18 protein-coding genes are annotated in these 22,574 nt (G+C 73.0%); 8 read left to right on the forward strand and 10 right to left on the reverse strand.

The annotated features are described in order from the left end of the window. The first annotated feature begins 68 nt into the window (after nt 1-68). A complete protein-coding gene (locus ASG88_RS11680; protein WP_157559695.1) occupies nt 69-794 on the forward strand; it encodes a hypothetical protein in 726 nt (241 codons plus the stop codon). 42 nt (nt 795-836) lie between these two features. Here the strand turns inward: ASG88_RS11680 and ASG88_RS11685 are convergent, their stop codons facing one another. Then, entirely contained in the window at nt 837-1,757 is a 921-nt protein-coding gene (locus ASG88_RS11685) for a phosphodiesterase (protein ID WP_056887596.1), read from the reverse strand. 182 nt (nt 1,758-1,939) lie between these two features. Here ASG88_RS11685 and ASG88_RS11690 point away from each other — a divergent pair, with 182 nt between their 5' ends. Continuing rightward, a complete protein-coding gene (locus ASG88_RS11690) occupies nt 1,940-3,331 on the forward strand; it encodes a hypothetical protein (protein ID WP_056887597.1) in 1,392 nt (463 codons plus the stop codon). A 72-nt stretch (nt 3,332-3,403) separates the two neighbouring features. On the opposite strand, the gene fahA is transcribed toward ASG88_RS11690, so the two are convergent. Both fahA and ASG88_RS11700 read right to left on the reverse strand, forming a co-directional pair. Continuing rightward, nucleotides 3,404-4,642 (reverse strand): fumarylacetoacetase, encoded by a 1,239-nt coding sequence (gene fahA / locus ASG88_RS11695; protein WP_056887598.1) that lies wholly within the window; start codon nt 4,640-4,642, stop codon nt 3,404-3,406. Beyond that, entirely contained in the window at nt 4,639-5,511 is an 873-nt protein-coding gene (locus ASG88_RS11700; RefSeq protein WP_056887599.1) for a hypothetical protein, read from the reverse strand. The genes fahA and ASG88_RS11700 overlap by 4 nt, the downstream gene beginning before the upstream one ends. Before the next feature lie 80 nt (nt 5,512-5,591). On the opposite strand from ASG88_RS11700, the gene ASG88_RS11705 reads away from it, so the two are divergent. Both ASG88_RS11705 and ASG88_RS11710 read left to right on the forward strand, forming a co-directional pair. After that, nucleotides 5,592-6,827, forward strand: a complete 1,236-nt coding sequence (locus ASG88_RS11705; protein ID WP_056887600.1) for a homogentisate 1,2-dioxygenase — start codon at nt 5,592-5,594, stop codon at nt 6,825-6,827. 19 nt (nt 6,828-6,846) lie between these two features. Then, nucleotides 6,847-8,043 (forward strand): DUF1963 domain-containing protein, encoded by a 1,197-nt coding sequence (locus tag ASG88_RS11710; protein ID WP_082600316.1) that lies wholly within the window; start codon nt 6,847-6,849, stop codon nt 8,041-8,043. 3 nt (nt 8,044-8,046) lie between these two features. Here the strand turns inward: ASG88_RS11710 and ASG88_RS11715 are convergent, their stop codons facing one another. From ASG88_RS11715 to nemA, 3 genes are read right to left on the reverse strand one after another with little or no spacing between them, the layout of a single operon-like run. Continuing rightward, on the reverse strand, nt 8,047-9,963 hold the full coding sequence (locus ASG88_RS11715) for an ABC transporter ATP-binding protein (protein ID WP_056887602.1): 1,917 nt from the start codon (nt 9,961-9,963) through the stop codon (nt 8,047-8,049). Beyond that, nucleotides 9,960-11,858 (reverse strand): ABC transporter ATP-binding protein, encoded by a 1,899-nt coding sequence (locus ASG88_RS11720; protein WP_056887603.1) that lies wholly within the window; start codon nt 11,856-11,858, stop codon nt 9,960-9,962. The genes ASG88_RS11715 and ASG88_RS11720 overlap by 4 nt, the downstream gene beginning before the upstream one ends. Nucleotides 11,859-11,909: 51 nt before the next feature. Beyond that, nucleotides 11,910-13,004 (reverse strand): N-ethylmaleimide reductase, encoded by a 1,095-nt coding sequence (nemA, locus tag ASG88_RS11725; RefSeq protein WP_056887604.1) that lies wholly within the window; start codon nt 13,002-13,004, stop codon nt 11,910-11,912. Nucleotides 13,005-13,144: 140 nt separating this feature from the next. Here nemA and ASG88_RS11730 point away from each other — a divergent pair, with 140 nt between their 5' ends. Then, the gene (locus ASG88_RS11730) at nt 13,145-15,547 is read left to right on the forward strand and encodes an FdhF/YdeP family oxidoreductase (RefSeq protein WP_268790954.1); all 2,403 of its coding nucleotides are present in this window, start codon (nt 13,145-13,147) and stop codon (nt 15,545-15,547) included. Between the two features lie 7 nt (nt 15,548-15,554). Continuing rightward, nucleotides 15,555-16,538 carry a pirin family protein gene (locus ASG88_RS11735; RefSeq protein ID WP_056887605.1) on the forward strand — a complete coding sequence of 328 codons (984 nt, stop codon included), beginning with the start codon at nt 15,555-15,557 and terminating at the stop codon, nt 16,536-16,538. 18 nt (nt 16,539-16,556) lie between these two features. On the opposite strand, the gene ASG88_RS11740 is transcribed toward ASG88_RS11735, so the two are convergent. Next, entirely contained in the window at nt 16,557-17,123 is a 567-nt protein-coding gene (locus ASG88_RS11740; protein ID WP_056887606.1) for a TerD family protein, read from the reverse strand. Between the two features lie 44 nt (nt 17,124-17,167). Between ASG88_RS11740 and ASG88_RS11745 the strand changes: the two genes are divergently transcribed. Together ASG88_RS11745 and ASG88_RS11750 are read left to right on the forward strand one after the other, a co-directional pair. Next, complete coding sequence (locus tag ASG88_RS11745; protein WP_056887607.1) at nt 17,168-17,899, forward strand: flavodoxin family protein; 732 nt, start codon at nt 17,168-17,170, stop codon at nt 17,897-17,899. A gap of 78 nt (nt 17,900-17,977) precedes the next feature. Beyond that, nucleotides 17,978-18,568, forward strand: a complete 591-nt coding sequence (locus ASG88_RS11750; RefSeq protein ID WP_056887608.1) for a DNA-3-methyladenine glycosylase I — start codon at nt 17,978-17,980, stop codon at nt 18,566-18,568. Between the two features lie 24 nt (nt 18,569-18,592). Here ASG88_RS11750 and eda read toward each other — a convergent pair whose 3' ends face one another. The 3 genes from eda to zwf are packed head-to-tail and all read right to left on the reverse strand — an operon-like array spanning nt 18,593 to nt 22,561. Next, nucleotides 18,593-19,219: a bifunctional 4-hydroxy-2-oxoglutarate aldolase/2-dehydro-3-deoxy-phosphogluconate aldolase gene (gene eda / locus ASG88_RS11755; RefSeq protein WP_056887609.1), complete on the reverse strand. Its 627-nt coding sequence runs from the start codon at nt 19,217-19,219 to the stop codon at nt 18,593-18,595. Then, complete coding sequence (edd, locus tag ASG88_RS11760) at nt 19,203-21,062, reverse strand: phosphogluconate dehydratase (RefSeq protein WP_414858638.1); 1,860 nt, start codon at nt 21,060-21,062, stop codon at nt 19,203-19,205. Before edd ends, eda begins: the two co-directional genes overlap by 17 nt. A gap of 11 nt (nt 21,063-21,073) precedes the next feature. After that, nucleotides 21,074-22,561 carry a glucose-6-phosphate dehydrogenase gene (gene zwf, locus ASG88_RS11765; protein WP_056887611.1) on the reverse strand — a complete coding sequence of 496 codons (1,488 nt, stop codon included), beginning with the start codon at nt 22,559-22,561 and terminating at the stop codon, nt 21,074-21,076. Between the last annotated feature and the right edge of the window lie 13 nt (nt 22,562-22,574).

Raw genomic sequence — 22,574 nt, forward strand, 5'->3', positions numbered from 1 at the left:
GTGACGTGGCTCACTCCGAACGGTGATCAGCCGTCGAGTGACGGTGTCCGCCGACGAAGGGTTCCACCATGCGTCTCCCCTCCATCCGCCGCCCGTCCCCGTCCATGGCCGTCTCCGTGATGGCGCTCGTGGTCGCCTCGACCGGCACGTCCTACGCCACCGGCCTGATCGGGTCCGACGAAATCCGCAACGGCTCGATCAAGTCCGTGGACGTCAAGGACAACAACCTCAAGGGCCGCGACGTGAAGAACGGGTCGCTCGGCTCGATGGACATCCGCGACAAGTCGCTCAAGGTCCGCGACTTCGCCGACGGCCAGCTCCCCGCCGGTGCGCAGGGTCCCGCCGGTGTCGGCCGCTGGGCCCTCGTCGACGCGGCCGGTGCGATCATCGCCCAGTCCGGTGGCTTCTCGGTGACCGCGGCCTACCCGACCCTCGCCCCCATGGGCACCGACGCCGCCGGTCTGCGCGCCAACGGCAACGTCTACATCAACGCCGGTGAGGACCTCTCCGACAACGCCGTCATCGCGACCATCGCGCTGCAGAACACCGTCGACCAGAACGGTGACACCGTGACCAACGGCCGCGCTGCCGGCGCCGACGCCAACCCGGAGTTCTCCGGCGAGGTCGCGGCCGCCGTGTGCCAGCCCGGCGTCGTCAACTGCGCGCCTCCCGGCACCGGCAACAGCAGCCACCTCGTGGTCAGCCCGCGGCTCAGCGACGGCAGCGTCACCACCGCCGACAACCGCAAGCGCTTCTACGTCGTCGTGAGCGGCGACTCGAGCGACCGTTCCTGACCGACCCACCAGCTCACGGGCGGCGGGGCAACGATGTGGGGTCTACGCCCCGCCGCCCGTGTTGAACGGTGACGTCTTGCTCGAGGCCATCTCGACGGCCTCCGCCAGGCTGATCGACCCCATCGCCTCCAGGATGTCGATACCGACCCCGTTGACCTCCGGGCCCGGGACCAGCGGCACGATCGTGTGCACCAGCCGGTCGTCGTACGCATGGACCATCGTGAACGACTGCGACCCGTCGACGCCGGAGACGAAGCGCTCCACCGGCGCGGGGTCCGAGGTGTAGCAGGACGCCGACGCCACCGAGACGGGCACGCCGGCGAACGTCGACCACGTCGAGAAGTGCAGGTGGCCGGAGAGGATCCCGCGCACGTCGGTGCCCTCGACGACCGCGGCGAGACGGTGCTGCTCGTGCAGCTCGATCAGCTCGGCCGCGCGCAGCATCGGCAGCGGCAGCGGCGGGTGGTGCATCGCGAGCAGCGTGCCGTGCGGCGCGGGCGTCGCGAGCACGTCGGCCAGCCACTCCAGCTGCGCGTCGGTGAGGTCGCCGTGGTGGTAGCCGGGCACGCTGGTGTCGAGGGCGACGATCCGCAGCCCGTCCACCTCGTGCACCCGGTCCTGGGGGCCGTCGTCGTCGGAGTCGAAGAGCCCGCGGGCGTACGGAGCCCGCTCGTCGTGGTTGCCCATCACCCAGACCACGACCGCGCCCATCGCCTCCGCGGCGGGCTCGACCAGCTCGCGCAGGCGTGCGTACGCCGCGGGCTCGGCCCGGTCGGCCAGGTCGCCGGTGAGGACCAGCGCCTGCGGGGCCGGGTCCACGGCGGCGAGCCGCTCCAGGGCGCGGGCCAGCCCGGCCTCGGTGTCGACGGCGCCGTACTGGAGCCGGCCGCCGGCCAGCAGGTGCGGGTCGGACAGGTGCGCGATCGTGTGCCGGGGTGGCGGGTACTGGCCGAGTTGCCTCACGTCCCCACGCTAGCCGTACTCGGCAGGGACGTCGGTGACACGGCGTCCAGCCGCTCGCCACCTGCGTGGGCGTCACGGTCCTTCCCTGGACATGTGGACGCCCAGGATGCCGGCCGCGGCCGCGGCAACGAATCGCGCCCCCGGTGCGTCGTACGGGTGAAGACACGCGAGGGAGATCTCGGATGGACCCGTACGACGAGCACGCCGACCGCCCACGACCCTCCTCGCGGCTGCGCGCTCCGCTGCTGGTGGCGGTCGCGGCCGCGCTGGCGGTCGGCATCCCGGTGCTGGTGGTCAGCCAGCATGGCGACGACGAGCCGGAGCCGGCGGCGCGCTCGACCGGCACGCCGACCACGACCGCGCCGGCGGACGACGACTCAGTCTCCGAGGCCCCGCCGACCGTGCCCTTCGTCATCGACGGCCGGCTCACCGTCGACGGGGAGCGGGTGCCGGGCGAGTTCGACTCCGTGGAGTTCCGCGACGACGTCTGGATCGCGCACGCGCGGGACGGCTCGTGGTGGTCGGGCGGCCCCGGCCTCGATCCCGGCCCCATCGGCGCCGAGCTCGAGCAGCCCCCGGTGATCTCCCCCGGAGGCGGGTTCGTGGCCCTCGTCGACGTGAGCGACGGGAAGGCCCGACTGAGCGGCTTCGACACCCAGCCGGCCGGCGAGGGCTTCGGGCAGGCACCGATCGACCTGCCGCGCACCGAGGACGGCGTCCCGATCCGGGTCCGCGCGGTGACCGACGACGGCGACGTCGTCGTGCAGGGCCGCCGCACCAGCCTGGTGTGGCGCGCGCAGGTCGGCGACCAGCGCACGGTCATCGACCTCGCCGAGACGGCGCCCGACCAGCAGGTCCTGGCCGCAACGCCCGCCGGCCTGCTCGTCGTCGACGGCATGGACTCCGACCCGCAGAGCGTCGAGCCCTACCTCGCCGACCTCTCGACCGACGGCCGTCTCGAGCGCACCGCCGCGATCCCGAGGTACGACGACCTGGGGATCAGCCCGGGAGGCACCTGGCTGCTGTTCTCGCCGCCCGGCACCCTCGGCGGCGAGGTCTCCGCGGTCGACACGCTCACCACCCTGCCGGTCGCGGGCGGCGACGAGGTCGTGCTGCGCGCACCCGAGGGCGGAGGCTTCGCGGTGGGGACCTGGGCGTGGGAGGACGACCGGACGCTGGTCGCGGTGCTGCTGCCCGACGGCGACCTGCCCCCGCTGCCGGTGCGGTGCGACGTGACCCTCGTGGAGTGCCGCGCCCTGGCACTCCCCGGGGCCGAGGTGCGGGCCTACTCGCCTGAGTCGACGCTGGACGCCGTTCTCGCGGCCGCCGCCGCCCGCGACCGGGGCAGCCTGCTGGACCCCGCGGTCGTCGACGACGCGGAGTGGGACCTGCTGGTCGGCTTCGCCGACGGCCGTGGGGGCGAGATCGCCGGCTGCCGTGACAACGGCGAGGGCACCCAGGACTGCGAGATCGCCTTCGAGGCCGCGCCGGAGGTGACCCGTTACGCGATCGTGGAGCCCGCCGACACCGACTACGGGTGGCGGGTCTCCTACGCCGGCACCGCACACGACTGAGCCCCGGCCCGCAACCCTCAGCCGTCCTGAGCGGCCACTCGATACTGTCTGGCGCCGGAGCGGTCGAGGGGCTCAGCGGGCCGGGACGATCCGTCCCGTGACCTCGCCGAGCGCGATCCGCCGACCCGACGTACCGGGCGCCGTGTAGCGCAGGGTGACCTCGTCACCGTCCTCGAGGAACGTGCGCTCCCGACCACCGGCCGTGAACGGCTCCTTGCCACCCCAGCTGAGCTCGAGCAGGGAGCCGCGCTGGTCCGCGTCGGGGCCCGAGATGGTGCCCGAGGCCCACAGGTCGCCGGTGCGCACGGTGGCGCCGTTGACCGTGGTGTGGGCGAGCATCTGGGCGGGCGACCAGTACATGGCGGCGTAGGGCGGGCGGGAGACGACCTCGCCGTCGAGGACCACCTCGACTGTGATGTCGAGGCCCGCCGGGCCGTCCACGCGCAGGTAGTCCAGCGGCTCGGGGTCCTGGCCGGGCAGGTCCGTCCAGGCGGCGTCCAGAGCGGCCAGCGGGGTCACCCAGTGGCTGATGGAGGTGGCGAACGACTTGCCGAGGAACGGGCCGAGGGGGACGTACTCCCAGGCCTGCACGTCGCGCGCGGACCAGTCGTTGAGACCGACCACGCCGAAGGTGTGGGCGGCGAAGTCGGCGGTCGACACCCGCTCGCCGAGCCGCGTCGGCGTGCCGACCACGAAGCCGAGCTCGGCCTCGATGTCGAGGCGACGGCTGGGCCCGTACGTCGGGGTGTCCTCCGTCGGCGCCTTCCGCTGCCCGCAGGGGCGGACGATGTCGGTGTCCGACGCGACGATGGTTCCGGAGCGCCCGTGGTAGCCGACCGGCAGGTGCTTCCAGTTGGGGAGCAGCGGCTCCTGGTCGGGGCGGAAGATCCGGCCGACGTTGGAGGCGTGGTGCTCGGAGGCGTAGAAGTCGACGTAGTCGCCCACGTCGATCGGCAGGTGCAGCTCCACCGCGGTGAGCGGGTGCACGTGCGGGGCGGTGCGGGCCTCGTGCACGTCGTGGCCGAGCACCTCGACGATCCACTCCCGGGCGATCGCCCACTGCTCGGGCCCCATCGCCATGAAGGCGTTGAGGCTCGGGGTCCGCCATGCGGCGGCGAGGGCGGAGGCGGGGTCGCCGATCTGCGCGACCGGGGCGAGGTCGAGGACGTGGTCACCGATGCGGACGCCCACGCGGGGGTCGTCGCCACCCCCCTCCCGGTCGCGGAGGGAGAAGACGCCGTACGGCAGGTTGTCGAGGTCGAAGAGGGAGCCTGCGGCGCCCTCCACCCAGGTGGTGGTCGTCTCGGTCATCGCGGCGGCTCCGTGCTGTCGTGGGGGAGGAGGTCGAGGGAGAGGAGGTCGGCGAGCGGCTCGTCGACCGAGCAGGTGCCGAACGACGTGAACCAGCGGCGGGCCCGGGCGACCTCCTCGAGGCTCACCCCGAGCCGGGTGGCGTCGCGCTCCTCCAGGGTCGCGACGGTGTCGTCGCGGGAGGCGCCGTCGAAGGCGCGGACCGTGGCGAGCAGGACGTTGAGGAAGCCGTGCTGCTCGAAGCCCTCGGCCGAGGTGTGCCGCACGGCGTGGTGCAGGCCCGCGGTGCACTTGAAGGGCACCTCGCGGTCGAGCGCGGCGTCGATCCAGGCGGCGAGCGTGGCCGAGGTGGGGAAGAGGTGGGCCTCCACGCCACCGGTGCGGAGCTTGATCCGCAGCTCCGCGGCCGCCACCTCGTCGGCCGCGGCCTCCCAGCCGTACGACGGGTCGACCTGCGGCAGCTCGACGAAGACGGTCACGTCGTCGGCGAGGAGCCCCTCGCCGCGGGCGTGGTCGACGGCGGCGACGACGCGCCGGGCGTTGCCGGCGAGGTCGTCGGGGTCGCGCAGCGCGATCTCCAGGCCGGTGACGGACAGGCCGAGGCGGGCGGCGATGCCGAGGGGCCCGGCGACCTGGCCCGCACCTCCGGCGACCACGACCGACAGCGGGTGGGGCAACCCGCGCACGAGCGGGAGGTCGGTGTCCCGGAGCACGAACGACCCGAGCAGGTCGGCGTACCAGGCGCGGCGGTGCTCGCCGTGCGCCGCGGTGGCGTCGTGGAGGGGGACGTCGCCGGGCGGGAAGATCGCGGCGTCGTCGAGCAGGCCGGACCAGGCGGGCGGGAGCGGGGCTGGCTGGGAGACGGGCACGGGGCTACCCTAGCCATCACGCACATAACGGACGAACGCGTCCGTTTATCGGACGGCTCTCCCCAGACAGGACGTGGACGATGGCGCACTACCGGAGCGCGGGATCCATCCCGCCGAAGCGGCACACCCAGCACCGCGATCCCGAGGGCCGACTCTACTTCGAGGAGCTGATGGGCGAGGAGGGCTTCTCCTCCGACTCGTCCCTGCTCTACCACCACGGCGTGCCGTCGGCGCTCGTCGACAGCCGGACGTGGGAGCTCTCCGACCAGTCGCGCACGCCCAACCACCCGCTCAAGGCGCGCCACCTGCGCCTGCACGACCTCGAGACCGGCACCTGCCCGGTCGAGGGCCGCCGCCTGGTCCTCGGCAACAACGACGTCCGGATCGCCTACGTCCTCACCGGGACCGACCCCTCGCCGCTCTACCGCAACGCCATCGGTGACGAGTGCGTCTACGTCGAGCACGGCACCGGCACCGTCGAGACCGTCTTCGGCGTCGTCGCCTACCGCACCGGCGACTACGTCGTGATCCCGCGCGCGACGACCCACCGCTGGGTGCCCGCCGAACCGAGCCGGCTCTACGCCGTCGAGGCCAACAGCCACATCCACCCGCCCAAGCGCTACCTCTCGCGCTTCGGGCAGCTCCTCGAGCACGCGCCGTACTGCGAGCGCGACCTGCACGGCCCCACCGACCTCGACGCGCTGGTGGCGCGCCACCGCGATGTCACCGACGTCGACGTGCTGGTCAAGCACCGCACCAGCTCCGGCATCGTCGGCACCCGGATGACGTATGCGACGCACCCGTTCGACGTCGTCGGCTGGGACGGCTGCCTCTACCCCTACACGTTCAACATCGACGACTACATGCCGATCACCGGCAAGGTGCACCAGCCGCCGCCGGTGCACCAGGTCTTCGAGGGGTGGAACTTCGTGATCTGCAACTTCCTGCCCCGCAAGGTCGACTACCACGAGCTGGCGATCCCGGTGCCCTACTACCACTCCAACGTCGACAGCGACGAGGTCATGTTCTACGTCGGTGGCGACTACGAGGCGCGCAAGGGGTCGGGCATCAACCTCGGCTCGATCTCGCTGCACCCCGGCGGCTACGCCCACGGCCCGCAGCCGTCGGCCATCGAGGCGTCGCTCGGCGCGGACTACTTCGAGGAGTCCGCCGTCATGGTCGACACCTTCGCGCCGCTCGACCTCGGCGAGGGCGGCCTCGCCGTCGAGGACCCGGCCTACGCCTGGACGTGGGCGGGGCGTGGTCCCGACGCGGACGGCACCGACGGCGGGCCGGCGGTCTACAGCAACAGCTGATCGGCCGTAGTCTCCCCCCATGCGACGGGGGCCGCGCCAGGCGCGAGAAGACCGCTACGACGAGCTGATGGCCCGCCACGAGGCGGTCCTGGCACTCGTGCGACGGCGCCAGGGTGAGCACATGGAGTCCTCCGCGCGATCGCAGCCGCTTCCGGGCGGCAGGTATGGCGCCACGACGGCGGGCGTGCGCCTCGCTCCCGACGGCTCGCTCGATGCAGAGCTGGAGCTGAGACACCCCGACGGCCGGGGGGAGACCGTCCGCTTCGTCGCTGCCCCGGGTGAGGACCCTGCCGAGGTCCCGCCCTGGCGGCCAGCGCCTCCCGAGCCGGCTCCGCAGTCCTCCGTCGACCAGACCCCCGAGTGCGAGGCCGAGATCCGACGTCTCGCCATGACACACCTCCCTGTCGACGCCGCTGCCGAGTTCCTCGGATGGCTGCGACCCGCGCTGAGGCTGCGGCAGGCGCAGGAGGGGGAGGTCGTCATCGCCCAGCTCGGAGGACTGCCGACGCTCCCGCTCAACAGCTGGCCGGTCTGGGAGGGGCACGGACCGCTGTCACACGTGCTGACCCTCGACCTGGTGGCGGTCGACCGGCTGCTGCCCGAGCTCGCCCTGCCCGATGTCGGCACCCTGGCCTTCTTCTACTACGACGGGCGCTACCTCGACGACATCACGACGACGGTCGGCACGTGGGACCCCGGGACGCGGCACGGCGCCCGGGTGCTGCACCTGCGGCCGGACCTGAGCACTCGCGAACGGGTCACCGACCTGCTCACACCGGCACCGCCCGGTCTCGACGCCTATCCGGCCGTCGGGCTCACACCGGCGCGCATCCTCACCTGGCCCTCGTTCGAGCTGGCCTGGGTGGGGGAGGCATGGCAGCGGCACGGGGTGCCGGAGGCGGCCGTGTCAGCGCTCGGCGACGCGCTCTCGAGCCTCCCCTGGAGCGGGTACGACGAGCACCTCGTCGGCGGCCACCCCACGCCGCAGCAGTCACCGGTCGAGTACGAGGTCGAGCAGCTGCGCTGCCTCCTGGCCGGGGTCCCCTTCGAGTGGGGCTCGACCGAGGTCTCGGCTGCGCTGCCACGCTGGCGGTCGCTCCTCCAGGTGGGATCGGACAACGCCGACATGATGTGGGGTGACGTCGGTCAGCTGCACTGGTTGCTCCGTGACGACGCGCCCCCGGAGGAGGCGTCGTTCACCTGGCAGTGTGGGTGAGCGTCAGGACGTCCAGGCGCGCCAGAGCGCGGCGTACTCACCGTCGAGCTCGACGAGCTCGTGGTGGCTGCCGAGCTCGACGATGCGGCCGTCGATCACCACCGCGATGCGGTCGGCGTCGTGGGCCGTGTGCAGCCGGTGGGCGATCGCGACCACGGTGCGACCCTCGAGCAGGTTGTTCATCGAGCCCTCGAGGGTGCGCGCGGTCCGCGGGTCGATGAGCGAGGTCGCCTCGTCGAGGACCAGCGTGTGCGGGTCGGCGATGATCAACCGCGCCAGCGCGACCTGCTGGGCCTGCGCCGGGGTCAGGGAGTAGCGGCCGGAGCCGATCACGGTGTCGAGGCCCTGCGGCAGCCGCTCGACCCAGAGCAGCGAGCCGACGGCCCGCAGCGCCTCGCGCACGGCGTCGTCGTCGGAGCCCTCGCGGGCCAGCACGATGTTGTCGCGCACCGAGCCGATGAAGACGTGGTGCTCCTGGGTGACGAGGGCGACCTCGGTGCGCAGCACCTCCAGCGGCAGGTCGACCAGCTCGACCCCGCCGACGCTGGCCGACCCGGTCCGGGGCCGGTTGATGCCCGAGAGCAGCCGACCCAGGGTCGACTTGCCCGAGCCGCTCGGCCCCACGATGGCCAGGCGCTCCCCGACGCCGAGGCGCAGGTCGACGCCGTGCAGCACGTCGTGCCCCTCGCGGTAGGCGAAGCGGAGGTCGGCGCCGACCAGGTCGGTGCCGTCGGGCAGCCGGTCGCCGGCCTCGCGGTCGGGCCTGACCTCGGCGATGCCGAGCAGCCGGCTCGTCGACGCGGCACCGACCTGCAGCCGGTCGACCTCGCCGATCAGTCGGTCGAGCGGGTCGCCCAGCGCCTCGACGTAGAGGACGGCGGCGGTGATCTGGCCGAGGTCGACCCACCCGCGTGTGTAGGCGTAGGCGCCGACCAGCAGGGTGATCACCCGCGGTGTCTGGAAGGCGAAGTTGAGCGCCGTGAACAGCACGTTGCGCAGCGTCATGCCGTAGCGCTCGGCCTGCGCCGACACCTCGATGTCGTCGTCGCCGGCGCGGACCCGCACGCCCGAGAGGCCCAGGGCCTCGAGGGTGCGGGCGCCCTCGACGGTCTCGGTGAGCGTGGTGTTGATGCGGGAGTAGGTCGCGCCCTCGGTGATGTAGCCCTTGGGTGCGCGCCGCAGGTAGCGGCGCACGGCGGGGGCCGAGGTGGCGAAGGTGAGCAGCGCCGGCACCGCGAGGACGACGGAGTTGAGCAGCATCGCGCCGATCGAGAGGACGACCGTCAGCAGCGAGATGATGGCCATCGGCAGGCCGTACTGGACCGAGCGGCTCATCGTGCCGACGTCGCGGGTGACGCGGGTGACGAGGTCGCCGGTGCTGGCGCTCTCGACCGCCCCGAGCGGCAGCCGCAGGATCGTGCGCACGATGTACTCGCGGGCCGTCGAGAGCAGGTCCTGGCCGAAGATCGTCGAGGTGCGCTGCGCGATGAACGTGAACGCCGCCTGGAGCAGCACCACCCCGACGATGGCCAGCGCGAGCGTGTCGAGCGGCAGGCCGCCACCGTCGACCGTGGTGTTGACCAGCTCGCCCAGCAGGCGGGGCACCACCAGTCCGGTGGCGGCGGCGAGCGCGTTGAAGGCCACGAGCGCGGCGAACATGCCCTTGCGGCTGGTCAGCAGGTCGCGGAAGAACGCGAGCACGGCGCGGTTGCCGGACACCGGCCACCCCCGCACGGGGTTACGAGAGGCGTCGTAGACGTCCTCGGCCCGTTGTCGTCGCAGGTCGTGGCGCGCCCACAGTGCCCGGTTGCGCTCCGTCGGCGACGCGTCGACGGGCGGGTGCAGCTCGGGCGGGATCACGGGCGGGTCGAGGGTCCGGTCGCGCCAGGTGTCGGGCGAGGTCGCCAGCAGGTCGGTCATCGCGGGACCCCTTCGCCGAGCTCGTCGTGGTGGTCGAGCGAGCGGACCACGACGCTGCGGTAGTCGGCATCGTGCTCGAGCAGGTCGGCGTGCTCGCCGTCGGCGACCACGATCCCGTCCCGGAGCAGGACGACCCGGTCGGCGTGGTGCAGCCACAGCGGCGACACCGTGCAGACGACGGTCGTGCGCCCCCGGCGCAGGTCGCTCACCCGCGCGGCGATGCGGGCCTCGGTGTGGGCGTCGACGGCGGACGTGGGCTCGACCAGGACGAGGACCGGCGCGTCGACGGCGAGGGCACGGGCGAGCACCACGCGCTGGCGCTGGCCGCCGGAGAGCCCGCGACCGCGCTCGTCGAGCTGTCCCTGCCAGCCCTCGGGCAGCGCGTCGTAGACGTCCTCGGCGTTGGCGACGCGCAGCGCCTCCTCGGCCTGCTCGCGGGTCAACCGGCCGTGCGGGTCGATGGCGTCCTGGAGGGTGCCGGCGAACAGGCCGCTGCCGGTGTCGCTGACCAGCACCTGGCGGCGTACGTCGTCGAGGCGCGCCGCCGACAGGTCGACGCCACCCAGCCGCACGCCCCACGCCCAGGTCGCGGTCTCCTCGTCGCGCGCGGCGATGCGGGCGCGACGGCGCTCGCGGTCGGCCCGGGCCCGGCGGGCCGCACGACCCTTGAGCCCGTCGGCGTCGTCCTCGCCGATCGGGTCGGTGTCGGGCGGCAGGTAGCGCCCGAGCCGGTCGGCCAGCGCCGCGCTCTGCTCGGGCACCGCACTGACGACGACGGTCAGCAGGCCGGGGCGGGCCGTGAAGCCGCTGAGGTCGTCGACGATCTCGGCGCCGCCGTCGAGCGGGACCGGGTCGGCGGGCTCGCGCCACGGCGGGCGCTGCTCGAAGATCGCGATCGCCCGGCGGGCGCTCACCAGGGCACGCGTGGACTTCTGGGCGAGCTCGAAGAACGTGCGGATGGGGCCGACCATGAAGAGCCCGTAGCCCAGGAAGCTCACCAGCTGGCCGACGCTGAGCTCACCGGCGTTGACCTGCCGGGTGCCGAGCCAGACGAGGCTGACCAGGAAGACGCCGGAGAGCAGGACCCCGACGGCCTCGACGGCCGCCTGCCAGATGCCCGACGAGACGCCGGCCCGCCTGGCCGACTGGGACTGGACGGCGTAGTTGCGACCGAAGGTCTCCTCACCGCCGATGCCGCGGAGGATGCGCAGCCCGGCCACGATGTCGGTGGCCATCGACGTCAGCTCGGAGTTGCGGCTGCGCTCGGTCTGCTGGCGGCGGTGCAGCGGCCGGAGCAGCGGCAGGGCGGCGCCGAGGAGCACCGGTGCCGCGACCAGCACGAGCACGCCGAGCTGCCACGACATCGACAGCACGATGGCCGCGACGGTCAGGTAGGAGACGAGCTGCGCCGCCGACCGCGCCAGGATCTCGGTCAGCGCACCGAACTCGTCGGAGTCGCTCGACGCGACGCTGAGCACCTCCCCGGTCGGCGAGCGGCGCGGCAGCACGTGGCCCATCTGGGCGATCTTGCGCGTCACCATCTGGGTCGTGCCGTACAAGCTGATGAGCCAGCTCCGCACGACCAGCGTGTGGAAGACGACGCCGAAGACGCCGCCGACGATGACCACGCCCAGCATCACACCGGCCCAGGTCAGCAGGTCGGCGGTCGAGCCGCCGAGGATGCCGTCGTCGACGGCCCGGCCGAAGATGTAGGGGCCGAAGGTCAGCGGCATCAGCCACAGCAGGCAGGCCAGCGACGCCAAGGCGATGACCTGCCACTGCTGGCGCAGCATCCATCGCAGGAACGCCGCAGGTGATCGGGTGTCGGGGTCCGGGGTGGGTGCGTCGCTCGTGCCCGAGAAGAACGTCGCGATCCGGGGTGGGAAGTCCTGCATCGGACGATCAGCCTAGGCGCCCGCGCCGACGGCGCGCGACGCAATAAGCGCTCAGGCGCCCGCGTACGCCGGGTAGTCGACGTACCCGGCCGCGCCACCGCCGTAGAAGGTCGACCGGTCCTGCTCGTTGAGCGGCAGCGACTCCTCGAGCCGGCGCGGGAGGTCGGGGTTGGCGATGAACGTGCGGCCGAAGGCCGCGGCGTCGATCCAGCCGCGCTGCAGCATCTGCTCGGCCTTGTCCTTGTCGTAGGCACCGGCCCCGACGATGACGCCGTCGTACGACGCGCGCAGCTCGTCGCGGAACGCGTCGGTGAGCGGCACCCCGCCGGCCCAGTCGGGCTCGGAGAGGTGCAGGAAGGCGAGCCCCCGCGACGACAGCTCGCGGGCCAGGGCGAGCCCGGTGACGTCGCCGTCCGGGTCCTCGAGGCCGTTGAAGGCCCCGGTCGGGGAGATGCGGATGCCGACCCGGTCCGGCGCCCACGCGTCCGCGACCGCGTCCACGACGGCCAGCGGCAGCCGCAGCCGGCCGGCGAGGTCGCCGCCCCAGCCGTCGGTGCGGTCGTTGACGGTGGAGCTCAGGAACTGGTGCAGCAGGTAGCCGTGGGCGCCGTGGATCTCGACCAGGTCGAAGCCGGCGTCGCGGGCGTTGCGGGTGGCGGCGGCGTAGTCCTCGACGAGCCGGGGGAGCTCGTCGGTCGCCAGCGCGCGCGGCGTCGGGCAGTCGGCCCGGAACACGGCGCCGTCGGGGTCGACGAGGCTCGTGCGTGAGCGGAACGGCTTGTCGGTCGCCGACACGGGCAGGGCGCCGTCGTGCAGCGACTCGTGATCGACCCGGCCGGTGTGCCACAGCTGGGCGGCGATGAGCCCGCCCTCGGCGTGCACGGCGTCGGTGACCTCACGCCACCCGGCGACCTGCTCGGGGCTGTGGATGCCGGGGGTGTCGGCGTACCCCTTGCCCTCCGGGGTGATCTGGGTGCCCTCGCTGATGACCAGGCCCGCGCTGGCGCGCTGGCGGTAGTAGTCGATGGCGTGCCGCGACGGCAGGTCGCCGGGCTGCTCCGCGCGCTGCCGGGTGAGCGGGGCCATGAAGACGCGGTTGCGGGCCGTGACGGCACCGAGGTCCAGGGGCGAGAAGAGGTCGGTCACGAGGGGCCCAACCGGTGCCCCGCACCCCGCATTCCCGGACGCGACGTTCGTCACGGGGGCGGGGCGGCGGCACGGACGCCGCCCCGACAGGACCCCTCCGGGCGGTGTGCGTCGCACCACCCGCGAGGCAGGATGGGGCCGTGACCCTCCTATCCCAGCTGCGAGACGTGCCCGCCCGACTGCGCAACGAGGCCCGCCAGGTGCCGACCCGCGACATCGACGAGACGGAGGTCGAGGTCGAGTCGACGGCCCACGCCGCTGCCGGGGTCACGGCCGTCGCCGTGGCCATGCGCCGCGCGATCGGCCAGATGGGCGTACGCCGCACGGCGGCGACGCTGCCCCGGCTCAACCAGGTCGGGGGCTTCGACTGCCAGGGCTGCGCCTGGCCCGACCCGGACGCCGGCCACCGGCACCCCGCGGAGTTCTGCGAGAACGGCGCCAAGGCGGTCGCCGAGGAGGCCACCCGCCAGCTGCTGGACCGGGAGTTCTTCGCGACCCACTCCGTGGAGGACCTGGCCGGGCGCACCGAGTTCTGGCTGGGCAAGCAGGGCCGGCTCACCGAGCCGATGGTCCTGCGACCCGGCGCCACCCACTACACGCCGATCTCGTGGGACGACGCCCACGCCACCATCGCCGGGCACCTGCGGCGTCTCGACGACCCCGACCAGGCGATCTTCTACACGTCGGGCAAGACCTCCAACGAGGCCGCGTTCGTCTACCAGCTCTTCGTGCGGGCCTTCGGGACCAACAACCTCCCCGACTGCTCCAACATGTGCCACGAGTCGTCGGGCTCCGCGCTCGTCGACACGATCGGCATCGGCAAGGGCTCGGTCAGCCTCGAGGACATCCACCAGGCCAAGCTCCTCGTCGTGGTGGGTCAGAACCCGGGCACCAACCACCCGCGGATGCTGTCCGCCCTCGAGATCGCCAAGCAGAACGGCGCGAAGATCATCTCGGTCAACCCGCTCGAGGAGGCCGGGCTGGTCCGCTTCAAGAACCCGCAGACCCCGAAGGGGGTGGCCGTCGGCACCGCGCTCGCCGACCTGCACCTGCCCGTCCGCCTCAACGGCGACATGGCCCTCTTCCAGGCGATCGGCGCGCTGCTCCTCGAGTGGGACGCGATCGACCGCGACTTCATCGACGAGTACGTCACCGGCTTCGACGCGTACGCCGCGCACGTCGCGCAGCTCGACTGGACCAAGGTGGAGGCCGCCACGGGCCTCACCCGGGAGCAGATCACCGAGGCGGCCCGCATGTTCGCGGACTCCCCGGCGACGATCACCTGCTGGGCGATGGGCATCACCCAGCACCACAACTCGGTGGCCACCATCAAGGAGATCGTCAACGTCGCCCTGATGCAGGGCAACATCGGCAAGCCGGGCGCCGGGCTGTGCCCCGTCCGCGGCCACTCCAACGTCCAGGGCGACCGGACCATGGGCATCTGGGAGCGGGTGCCGGACCACTTCCTCGACGCGATCCGCGACGAGTTCGGCTTCGACCCGCCCCGCGAGCACGGCCACGACACCGTGGACTCCATCCGGGCCCTGCGCGACGGCAAGGCCCGGGTGTTCTTCGCGATGGGCGGCAACTTCGTGGCCGCTGCCCCCGACACCGAGGCGACCGAGGCCGCGATGCGCAACGCCGCCCTCACGGTCCACGTGTCCACCAAGCTCAACCGCTCGCACGTCGTCCACGGCGGCGAGGCGCTGATCCTCCCGGCCCTGGGCCGCAGCGAGAAGGACATGACGGGCGGCCGCGCCCAGCGGGTCACCGTCGAGGACTCCATGTCGGCCGTGCACGCCTCGCGCGGTCCGCTCGACCCGCCGTCGGAGCACCTGCGCTCCGAGGTCGACATCGTCTGCTCGATGGCGCTGGCCACCCTCGGCGAGGACTCGCCGGTCCCGTGGGCGGACTTCCGGTCCGACTACACCGAGATCCGCCGCCGGATCGCCCGCGTCGTGCCCGGCTGCGCGTCGTACGACGAGAAGGTCGACCAGCCCGGCGGCTTCGTGCTGCCGCACCCGCCCCGTGACAACCGCGTCTTCGAGACCGAGAGCCGGCGCGCCGTCATGACGGCCACCCCGCTCGAGGTTCTCGACGTGCCCCGCGGCCGGCTGCTGCTGCAGACGCTGCGCTCGCACGACCAGTTCAACACCACGATCTACGGCCTCGACGACCGCTACCGCGGCGTCAAGGGCGGGCGCCGCGTGGTGTTCGTCAACCCCGAGGACGTCCGCGAGCTCGGCTTCGTCGACGGCGACGTCATCGACCTGGTGAGCGAGTGGCGCGACGGCAGCGAGCGGGTGGCGCGGTCCTTCCGCATCGTGTCCTACGACCAGCCGCGCGGCTGCGCCGCCGCCTACTACCCGGAGACCAACCCGCTGGTGCCCCTCGACTCGACCGCGGAGAAGAGCAACACCCCCGTCTCCAAGTCCGTGGTGGTGCGCCTCGACCGACCGGGCACCGACGGCGGGGACGGCCACGGTTCGCCCGACCAGGGCACCGGGTCCCAGCGCACCGACGAGCCGCACCACCTGGCCTGAGGACGACATGACCAACCCCGAGCGCGACCCCGACGAGCTGGCCCTGGCGGCCGGGGACACCGCCTGCGGTGTCGAGGTGCTGGCGCCGCGGGAGGTCCCGCTCGGGGGGCCGCGGGCGATGACCGTACGCCGCACGCTGCCGCAGCGCGGTCGCTCGCTCATCGGCGCGTGGTGCTTCGTCGACCACTACGGCCCCGACCGGGTCGCCGACACCGGCGGCATGTCGGTCGCCCCGCACCCGCACACCGGGCTCCAGACGGTGAGCTGGCTCTTCACCGGCGAGATCGAGCACCGCGACTCGGCGGGCCACCACGCGATGGTCCGCCCGGGCGAGGTCAACCTGATGACCGCCGGCCGGGGGATCAGCCACTCGGAGGTGTCCACGGCCGGCACCACCGAGCTGCACGGCGCCCAGCTGTGGGTGGCCCTGCCGGGGGAGTCGCGCGACGTCGAGCCGGCCTTCGAGCACCACGCCCCGGACCCGGTCACCGGTGACGGGTGGGAGGCGCGGGTCTTCCTCGGCTCGCTGCTCGGGGTCACGTCGCCGGTCTCGACCCACACGCCGCTCCTCGGCGCGGAGCTGCTGCTCGCCGCCGGCACCACGGTGGTCCCGGACGTCGACGGGACCTTCGAGCACGGCCTGCTCCTCGACCGCGGAGTGGCCACCGTCGACGGCCAGGAGGGCAAGCCCGGCGAGCTCGTCTACGCCGCTCCCGGGCGCGACAGGCTCACCGTCGAGGCCCACGAGGACGTGCGGGCGCTGCTGCTCGGCGGCCCGCCGTTCGGGGAGTCCATCGTCATGTGGTGGAACTTCGTGGGCCGCACCCACGATGAGGTCGTCGCCTTCCGCGAGGAGTGGCAGGCGCAGGTCGACGGCGTCGACGACAGCCAGCACGTGCGGCCCGGACGGTACGGCGTGGTCGTGGGCGACCACCTGCCGCCGATCCCGGCCCCCGCCCTGCCGAACGCCCGGCTGCGCGAGCGCGGCTGACGTCGTACGCCGAGTGCCTCAGGCGAAGGGCAGCAGGGCGGCGATGTCGTCGGTCGGCGTCTTGAGCGCGATGCCGGTCCCGATCGCCTGGAGCTTCCAGCCGTCGCCCTCGCGACGGAGGGCGGCCATCACCAGCCCGGTCTCGCGCACGCCGAGGGTGAGGGTGAAGCGGGCCAGCTCGGTGCCCGCGTCGTCGACGAGGCGGCAGTAGGCGTTGCGGATGAACTCGAGGCTGTGGCCCTGGTAGCTGCTGACCAGGAACACGATCGAGTCCACCTTGCCGTAGACCTTCGACAGGTCGACGGTGAGCACCTCGTCGTCGCCCTCGCCCTTGCCGGTGGTGTTGTCACCGAGGTGGACGACCGACCCGTCGCGGGTGAACAGGTGGTTGAAGAACGCGAGGTCGAAGAGCGCACCGTCGGCGAACTGCACGGCCGAGGCGTCGAGGTCGACCGGTGCCGAGCCCGAGCCCGCGAAGCCGGCCGTGTGGGTGTGCTCCCAGCCGACGGCCATCTGCAGGCGGGTGAGGGGCGCGCCCTCGTCGGTGGAGAGGCTGAGCTCCTGGCCCTCGGTCAGCTCGATCACGCTGACGAACCTACCCGCTTGGGCACACCGGGCAGGCTCGGAGCATGAGCGACCAGCGATCCGACGCGTCCCGCGACCTCGAGTTCGACGGCCTCCGGGCGGTCTTCCTCAACGGCACCCTCAAGCCGAGCCCGGACCTCAGCCACACCGACGGCCTGATCGAGGCGAGTGCCGCGATCATGCGCAAGCACGGCGTGCACGTCGACGTCGTCCGTGCCGTCGACCACGACATCGCGCCCGGCGTCTACCCCGACATGACCGAGCACGGCGCGGCCCGTGACGACTGGCCGGCGATCTGGGAGACGGTGCGCGCCGCCGACATCATCGTCCTGGCCGGTCCGATCTGGCTCGGCGACAACTCCAGCGTCACCAAGCGCGTCGTCGAGCGGCTCTACGCGATGTCCGGCGAGCTCAACGACCGCGGCCAGTACGTCTACTACGGCAAGGTCGGCGGCTGCCTCATCACGGGCAACGAGGACGGCATCAAGCACTGCGCGAGCAACCTGCTCTACAGCCTCCAGCACCTCGGCTGCACCATCGCGCCCAACGCCGACGCGGGGTGGATCGGCGAGGCCGGACCGGGTCCGTCGTACCTCGACGAGGGCAGCGGCGGGCCGGAGAACGACTTCACCAACCGCAACACGACCTTCATGACGTGGAACCTCATGCACACCGCCCGGCTCCTCGGCGGTGGCTTCCCGGTGGGCGGCAACAGCCGCACCGCGTGGGAAGCCGGTTCGCGGTTCGACTTCGAGAACCCCGAGTACCGCTCCTGATCCGACCTGCGACCTGCGGCACCCACGACCGCAGGTCGCAGCGCGCCCGGTGTCGGTGGCGTGCGCGAGGATGACGCCATGAGCGCACCCGTGATCGGCGACGATGGCCTCGCGCGCTGCCCCTGGGCGGCCGGCGACCCGGTCAACCGGGCCTACCACGACACCGAGTGGGGCCTGCGGGTCAGCGGTGAGGCGGCCCACCTCGAGCGGCTGACGCTGGAGGCGTTCCAGTCCGGCCTCTCCTGGCTGACCATCCTCAACAAGCGCGAGGCGTTCCGCGAGGTCTTCGCCGGCTTCGACGCCGACGTCGTCGCGACGTACGACGAGGTCGACATCGAGCGGCTCATGGCCGAGCCGCGGATCGTGCGCAACCGCCGCAAGATAGAGGCGGCGGTCGCCAACGCCCGGGCCACCGTGACGCTGCGCGAGCAGGGCGGCCTCGAGGCGTTCATCTGGTCCTTCCGCCCCGACGCGACACCCGAGCCGGAGCGGACCGGGGAGATGGCGACCACCTCGCCCGAGTCGGTCGCGCTGAGCAAGGCGCTCAAGAAGGCCGGCTTCGCCCACGTCGGCCCGACGACGATGTATGCCCTGATGGAGGCCGTCGGCCTCGTCGACGACCACCTCGTCGGCTGCCACCGGCGCGGGGCCAGCGGCGTCTGGGCCTGAGCCTGGGCCGCGGTCCGGACCGCCTCAGCCCAGCGCCGCGGCCTCCGCGGCCAGCGCGCGGACCCGGTCCCAGTCGCCGGTCGCCAGCGCGTCGGCGGGGGTGAGCCACGAGCCGCCGACGCAGCCGACGTTGGGTAGCGCGAGGTAGGCCGGCGCCGAGGCGGCGGTGATCCCGCCGGTCGGGCAGAAGCGCGCGGCCGGCAGCGGGGAGGCGATCGACTTCAGGTACGCCGCGCCGCCGGACGCCTCGGCCGGGAAGAACTTCATCTCGGTGTGGCCCGCCTCGAGGACGGCCAGCGCCTCCGAGACCGTCGCCGTGCCCGGCAGGAACGGGAGGCCGGAGTCACCCATCGCGGCGAGCAGGGTCGGCGTCGAGCCGGGGGACACGAGGAACTGCGCGCCGGCGTCCGCGGCCTGCTTGACCTGGCCGGGCGTCACGATGGTGCCGGCGCCGACCAGGATCTCGGGCACCTCGGCGGCGATGGCCGCGATGGCGTCGAGGGCCACCGGGGTCCGCAGGGTCAGCTCGATGACCGGGAGGCCGCCGGCGACCAGCGCCCGCGCGACGGGCACCGCGTGGGCGAGGTCGTCGATGACGACGACCGGCACCACGGGGACGACGGACAGCAGGGACTCAGACGTGCTGGGCAAGGGGGGCCTCCTCGGTGGGGGCGGGCAGGGGACGGATGACGCTGGCGCCGGTCTCGGCGGTGCCGACGATGGCCCGGAAGCCGGAGAAGAGCTCGCGGCCGGTGCCGGCCCACTCGACGTCGTGCGGGGCGCGACCGGTGGCCTCGCGGCGGTCGAAGTCGGCGTCGGCGACGTCGACCTCGAGCAGGCCGGTCTCGGCGTCCACGGTGACCAGGTCGCCCTCGCGCACCCGGGCGAGCGGACCACCCAGGGCGGCCTCGGGGGTGACGTGGATGGCCGCGGGCACCTTGCCGGACGCACCCGACATCCGGCCGTCGGTGACGATCGCGACCTTCTGTCCGCGGTCCTGGAGCACGCCGAGGGCGGGCATCAGCTTGTGCAGCTCGGGCATGCCGTTGGCGGCCGGACCCTGGTAGCGGACCACCGCGACGAGGTCGCGCCCGTCCAGCCGGCCCTCGGCGAAGGCCGCAAGGAAGTCCGCCTGGTCGTCGAAGACCATCGCCGGGGCGGTCACGACCCGGTGCTCGGGCTTGACCGCGGAGGTCTTGACGACCGCGCGGCCGAGGCGGCCGGACAGCATCCGCAGCCCGCCGTCGGGGGCGAACGGGTCGTCGGCGGCACGCAGCACCGACGTGTCGAGCGAGGACTTGGGGCCCTCCTCCCAGACGACGGCGTCGCCGTCGAGCCGGGCCTCGCGGGTGTGCCGCCACAGGCCCCGGCCCGACACGGTGAGCACGTCGTCGTGGAGGTAGCCGTGCTTGAGCAGGGTGTGGAGGAGGAACGGCGTTCCACCCGCGGCCACGAAGTGGTTGATGTCCGCGGTGCCGTTGGGATAGATCCGGGTCAGCAGCGGGACGGCAGCGGAGAGGTCCGACAGGTCGTCCCACGTCAGCGTGATGCCCGCGGCCGCCGCCATGGCGACCAGGTGCATCGTGTGGTTGGTGGAGCCGCCCGTGGCGAGCAGCGCGACGCAGGCGTTGACGATCGCCTTCTCGTCGACGAGGTGGCCGACCGGGGTCGGCTCGCCGCCCGCGGCGGTGATCGCGACCGCACGCTCGCCGGCGGCGCGGTCCAGGGCGGCACGCAGCGGGGTGCCCGGGTTGACGAAGGTCGCGTCGGGCAGGTGCAGGCCCATCACCTCCATCAGCATCTGGTTGCTGTTGGCGGTGCCGTAGAAGGTGCACGTGCCCTTCGAGTGGTAGGACTGCGACTCGGCCTCGAGCAGCTCCTCGCGGCCCACCTTGCCCTCGGCGTACAGCTGGCGCACCCGCGCCTTCTCGCCGTTGGGCAGGCCCGAGGTCATCGGCCCGGCCGGGACGAAGACGGTGGGCAGGTGGCCGAAGGACAGCGCCCCGATCAGCAGGCCGGGCACGATCTTGTCGCAGACGCCGAGCATCATCGTGGCGTCGAACATGTCGTGCGAGAGGGCGACCGCGGTCGACATCGCGATCAGGTCGCGGCTGAAGAGCGACAGCTCCATGCCGGCGCGGCCCTGGGTGATGCCGTCGCACATGGCGGGCACGCCGCCGGCGAACTGCGCCAGGCCGCCGGCCCGGACGATCGACTTCTTGAGCACCTCCGGGACGTCCCGGAAGGGCTGGTGGGCCGAGAGCATGTCGTTGTACGACGACACGATGGCCACGTTGGGCTTGCGGCCCGAGCGCAGGCCGGAGCGGACCGGCTCCTCGGAGGCGGCGAAGCCGTGGGCCAGGTTGGCGCAGGCCAACCGGCCGCGGGCCGGGCCCTTGTCAGCGGCGGCGTCGATGCGCGCGAGATAGGCCGCGCGGGTGGCCGCGCTGCGTTGCGCGATCCGCTGGGTGACCTCTGCGACGACGGGGTGGATGCTCTGGGTGCTCATTCGGTCTCCTGCCAGGATCGGCCGTCGCGCTCGAGGAGCGTGACGGCGGCGACGGGTCCGTGCGTGCCGGCCGGGTAGCGCCGCGGGCGGTGCGACGGTCGGGACCAGCGGTCGAGGATGGGGGTCACCCACGCCCATGCCGCCTCGACCTCGTCGCGGCGCATGAACAGCGTGGTGTTGCCGCGGACGACGTCCATGAGGAGCCGCTCGTAGGCGTCGGGGGAGCGGCCGCCGAAGGCCGCGGCGTAGCTCAGGTCCAGCGAGACCGGGCGCAGCCGGATGCCGCCGGGGCCGGGCTCCTTGGCGGTCATGTGCAGCCGCATGCCCTCGTCGGGCTGGACGCGGATGTGCAGCCGGTTGGGCTCGGTGGGGCCCTCGCTGTGCGGAAACATCGGGTGCGGCGGCTCCTTGAAGACCACCACGATCTCCGAGACCCGCTCGGACATCCGCTTGCCTGTCCGGAGGTAGAACGGCACCCCGGCCCAGCGCCAGTTCTGCACCTCGGTCTTGAGGGCGACGAAGGTCTCGGTGCTGCTCTCGTGGCCGACCTCGTCGGCGTACGAGGGTGCCAGCACCCCGCCGCTCAGGCCGGCGGCGTACTGGCCGGCGACGACGTCGCGGTCGACGAGCTCGGGGGTCAGCGGGCGCAGGGCCTGGAGGACCTTGAGCTTCTCGTCGCGCACGGTCTCGCGGTCGACGTACGTCGGCGGCTCCATCGCGACGAGGCAGACCAGCTGGAGGAGGTGGTTCTGCACCATGTCGCGCAGCGCGCCCGAGCGGTCGTAGTAGGAGCCCCGCTCGCCGACGCCGAGCGCCTCCGAGACGGTGATCTGCACGTGGTCGACCCAGTGGCTGTTCCACAGCGGCTCGAGGAAGGTGTTGGCGAAGCGCGTGACCAGGAGGTTCTGGACGCTCTCCTTGCCGAGGTAGTGGTCGATGCGGAAGATGTGCGACTCGTCGAAGACGCGGCCGACGGCCTCGTTGATCGTCTCGGCGGTGGCGAGGTCGGTCCCGATCGGCTTCTCCAGCACGACGCGGGAGCGGTCGGTGGCCAGGCCGACCTGGTCGAGGTGCTCGCAGATCGGGCCGAAGAGGGCGGGCGCGACCGCGAGGTAGAACACCCGGATCACGTCCTCGCCGGCGGCGCCGTCCTTGAGCCGGTCGTGCAGCCGGTGCCAGGCGCCGACGTCCTCGACGTCGAGGGTGACGTGGTGGAGGCGGCCGAGGAGGCGGCGTACGACGTCGTCCGCGAGCTCGTCGTGGGCGACGTGCTCGGCGAGCGCCCCCTCGACCATCGCGCGGTAGCCGTCGTCGTCGACGTCGGCGCGGGAGACGCCGATGATCCGGAACCCGTCGGGCAGCTGCCCGTCGCGGTCGCGGAGGTAGAGGGCGGGGAGCAGCTTGCGGAGCGCGAGGTCGCCGGTGCCGCCGAAGACGGTGAAGTCACAGGGCTCCACGGGGGTGCCGACCGAAGGTCCGTTCATGGAAGACCACCGT

It is taken from the genome of Nocardioides sp. Soil777 (genome assembly GCF_001428425.1).
Lineage (GTDB): Bacteria > Actinomycetota > Actinomycetes > Propionibacteriales > Nocardioidaceae > Nocardioides > Nocardioides terrigena.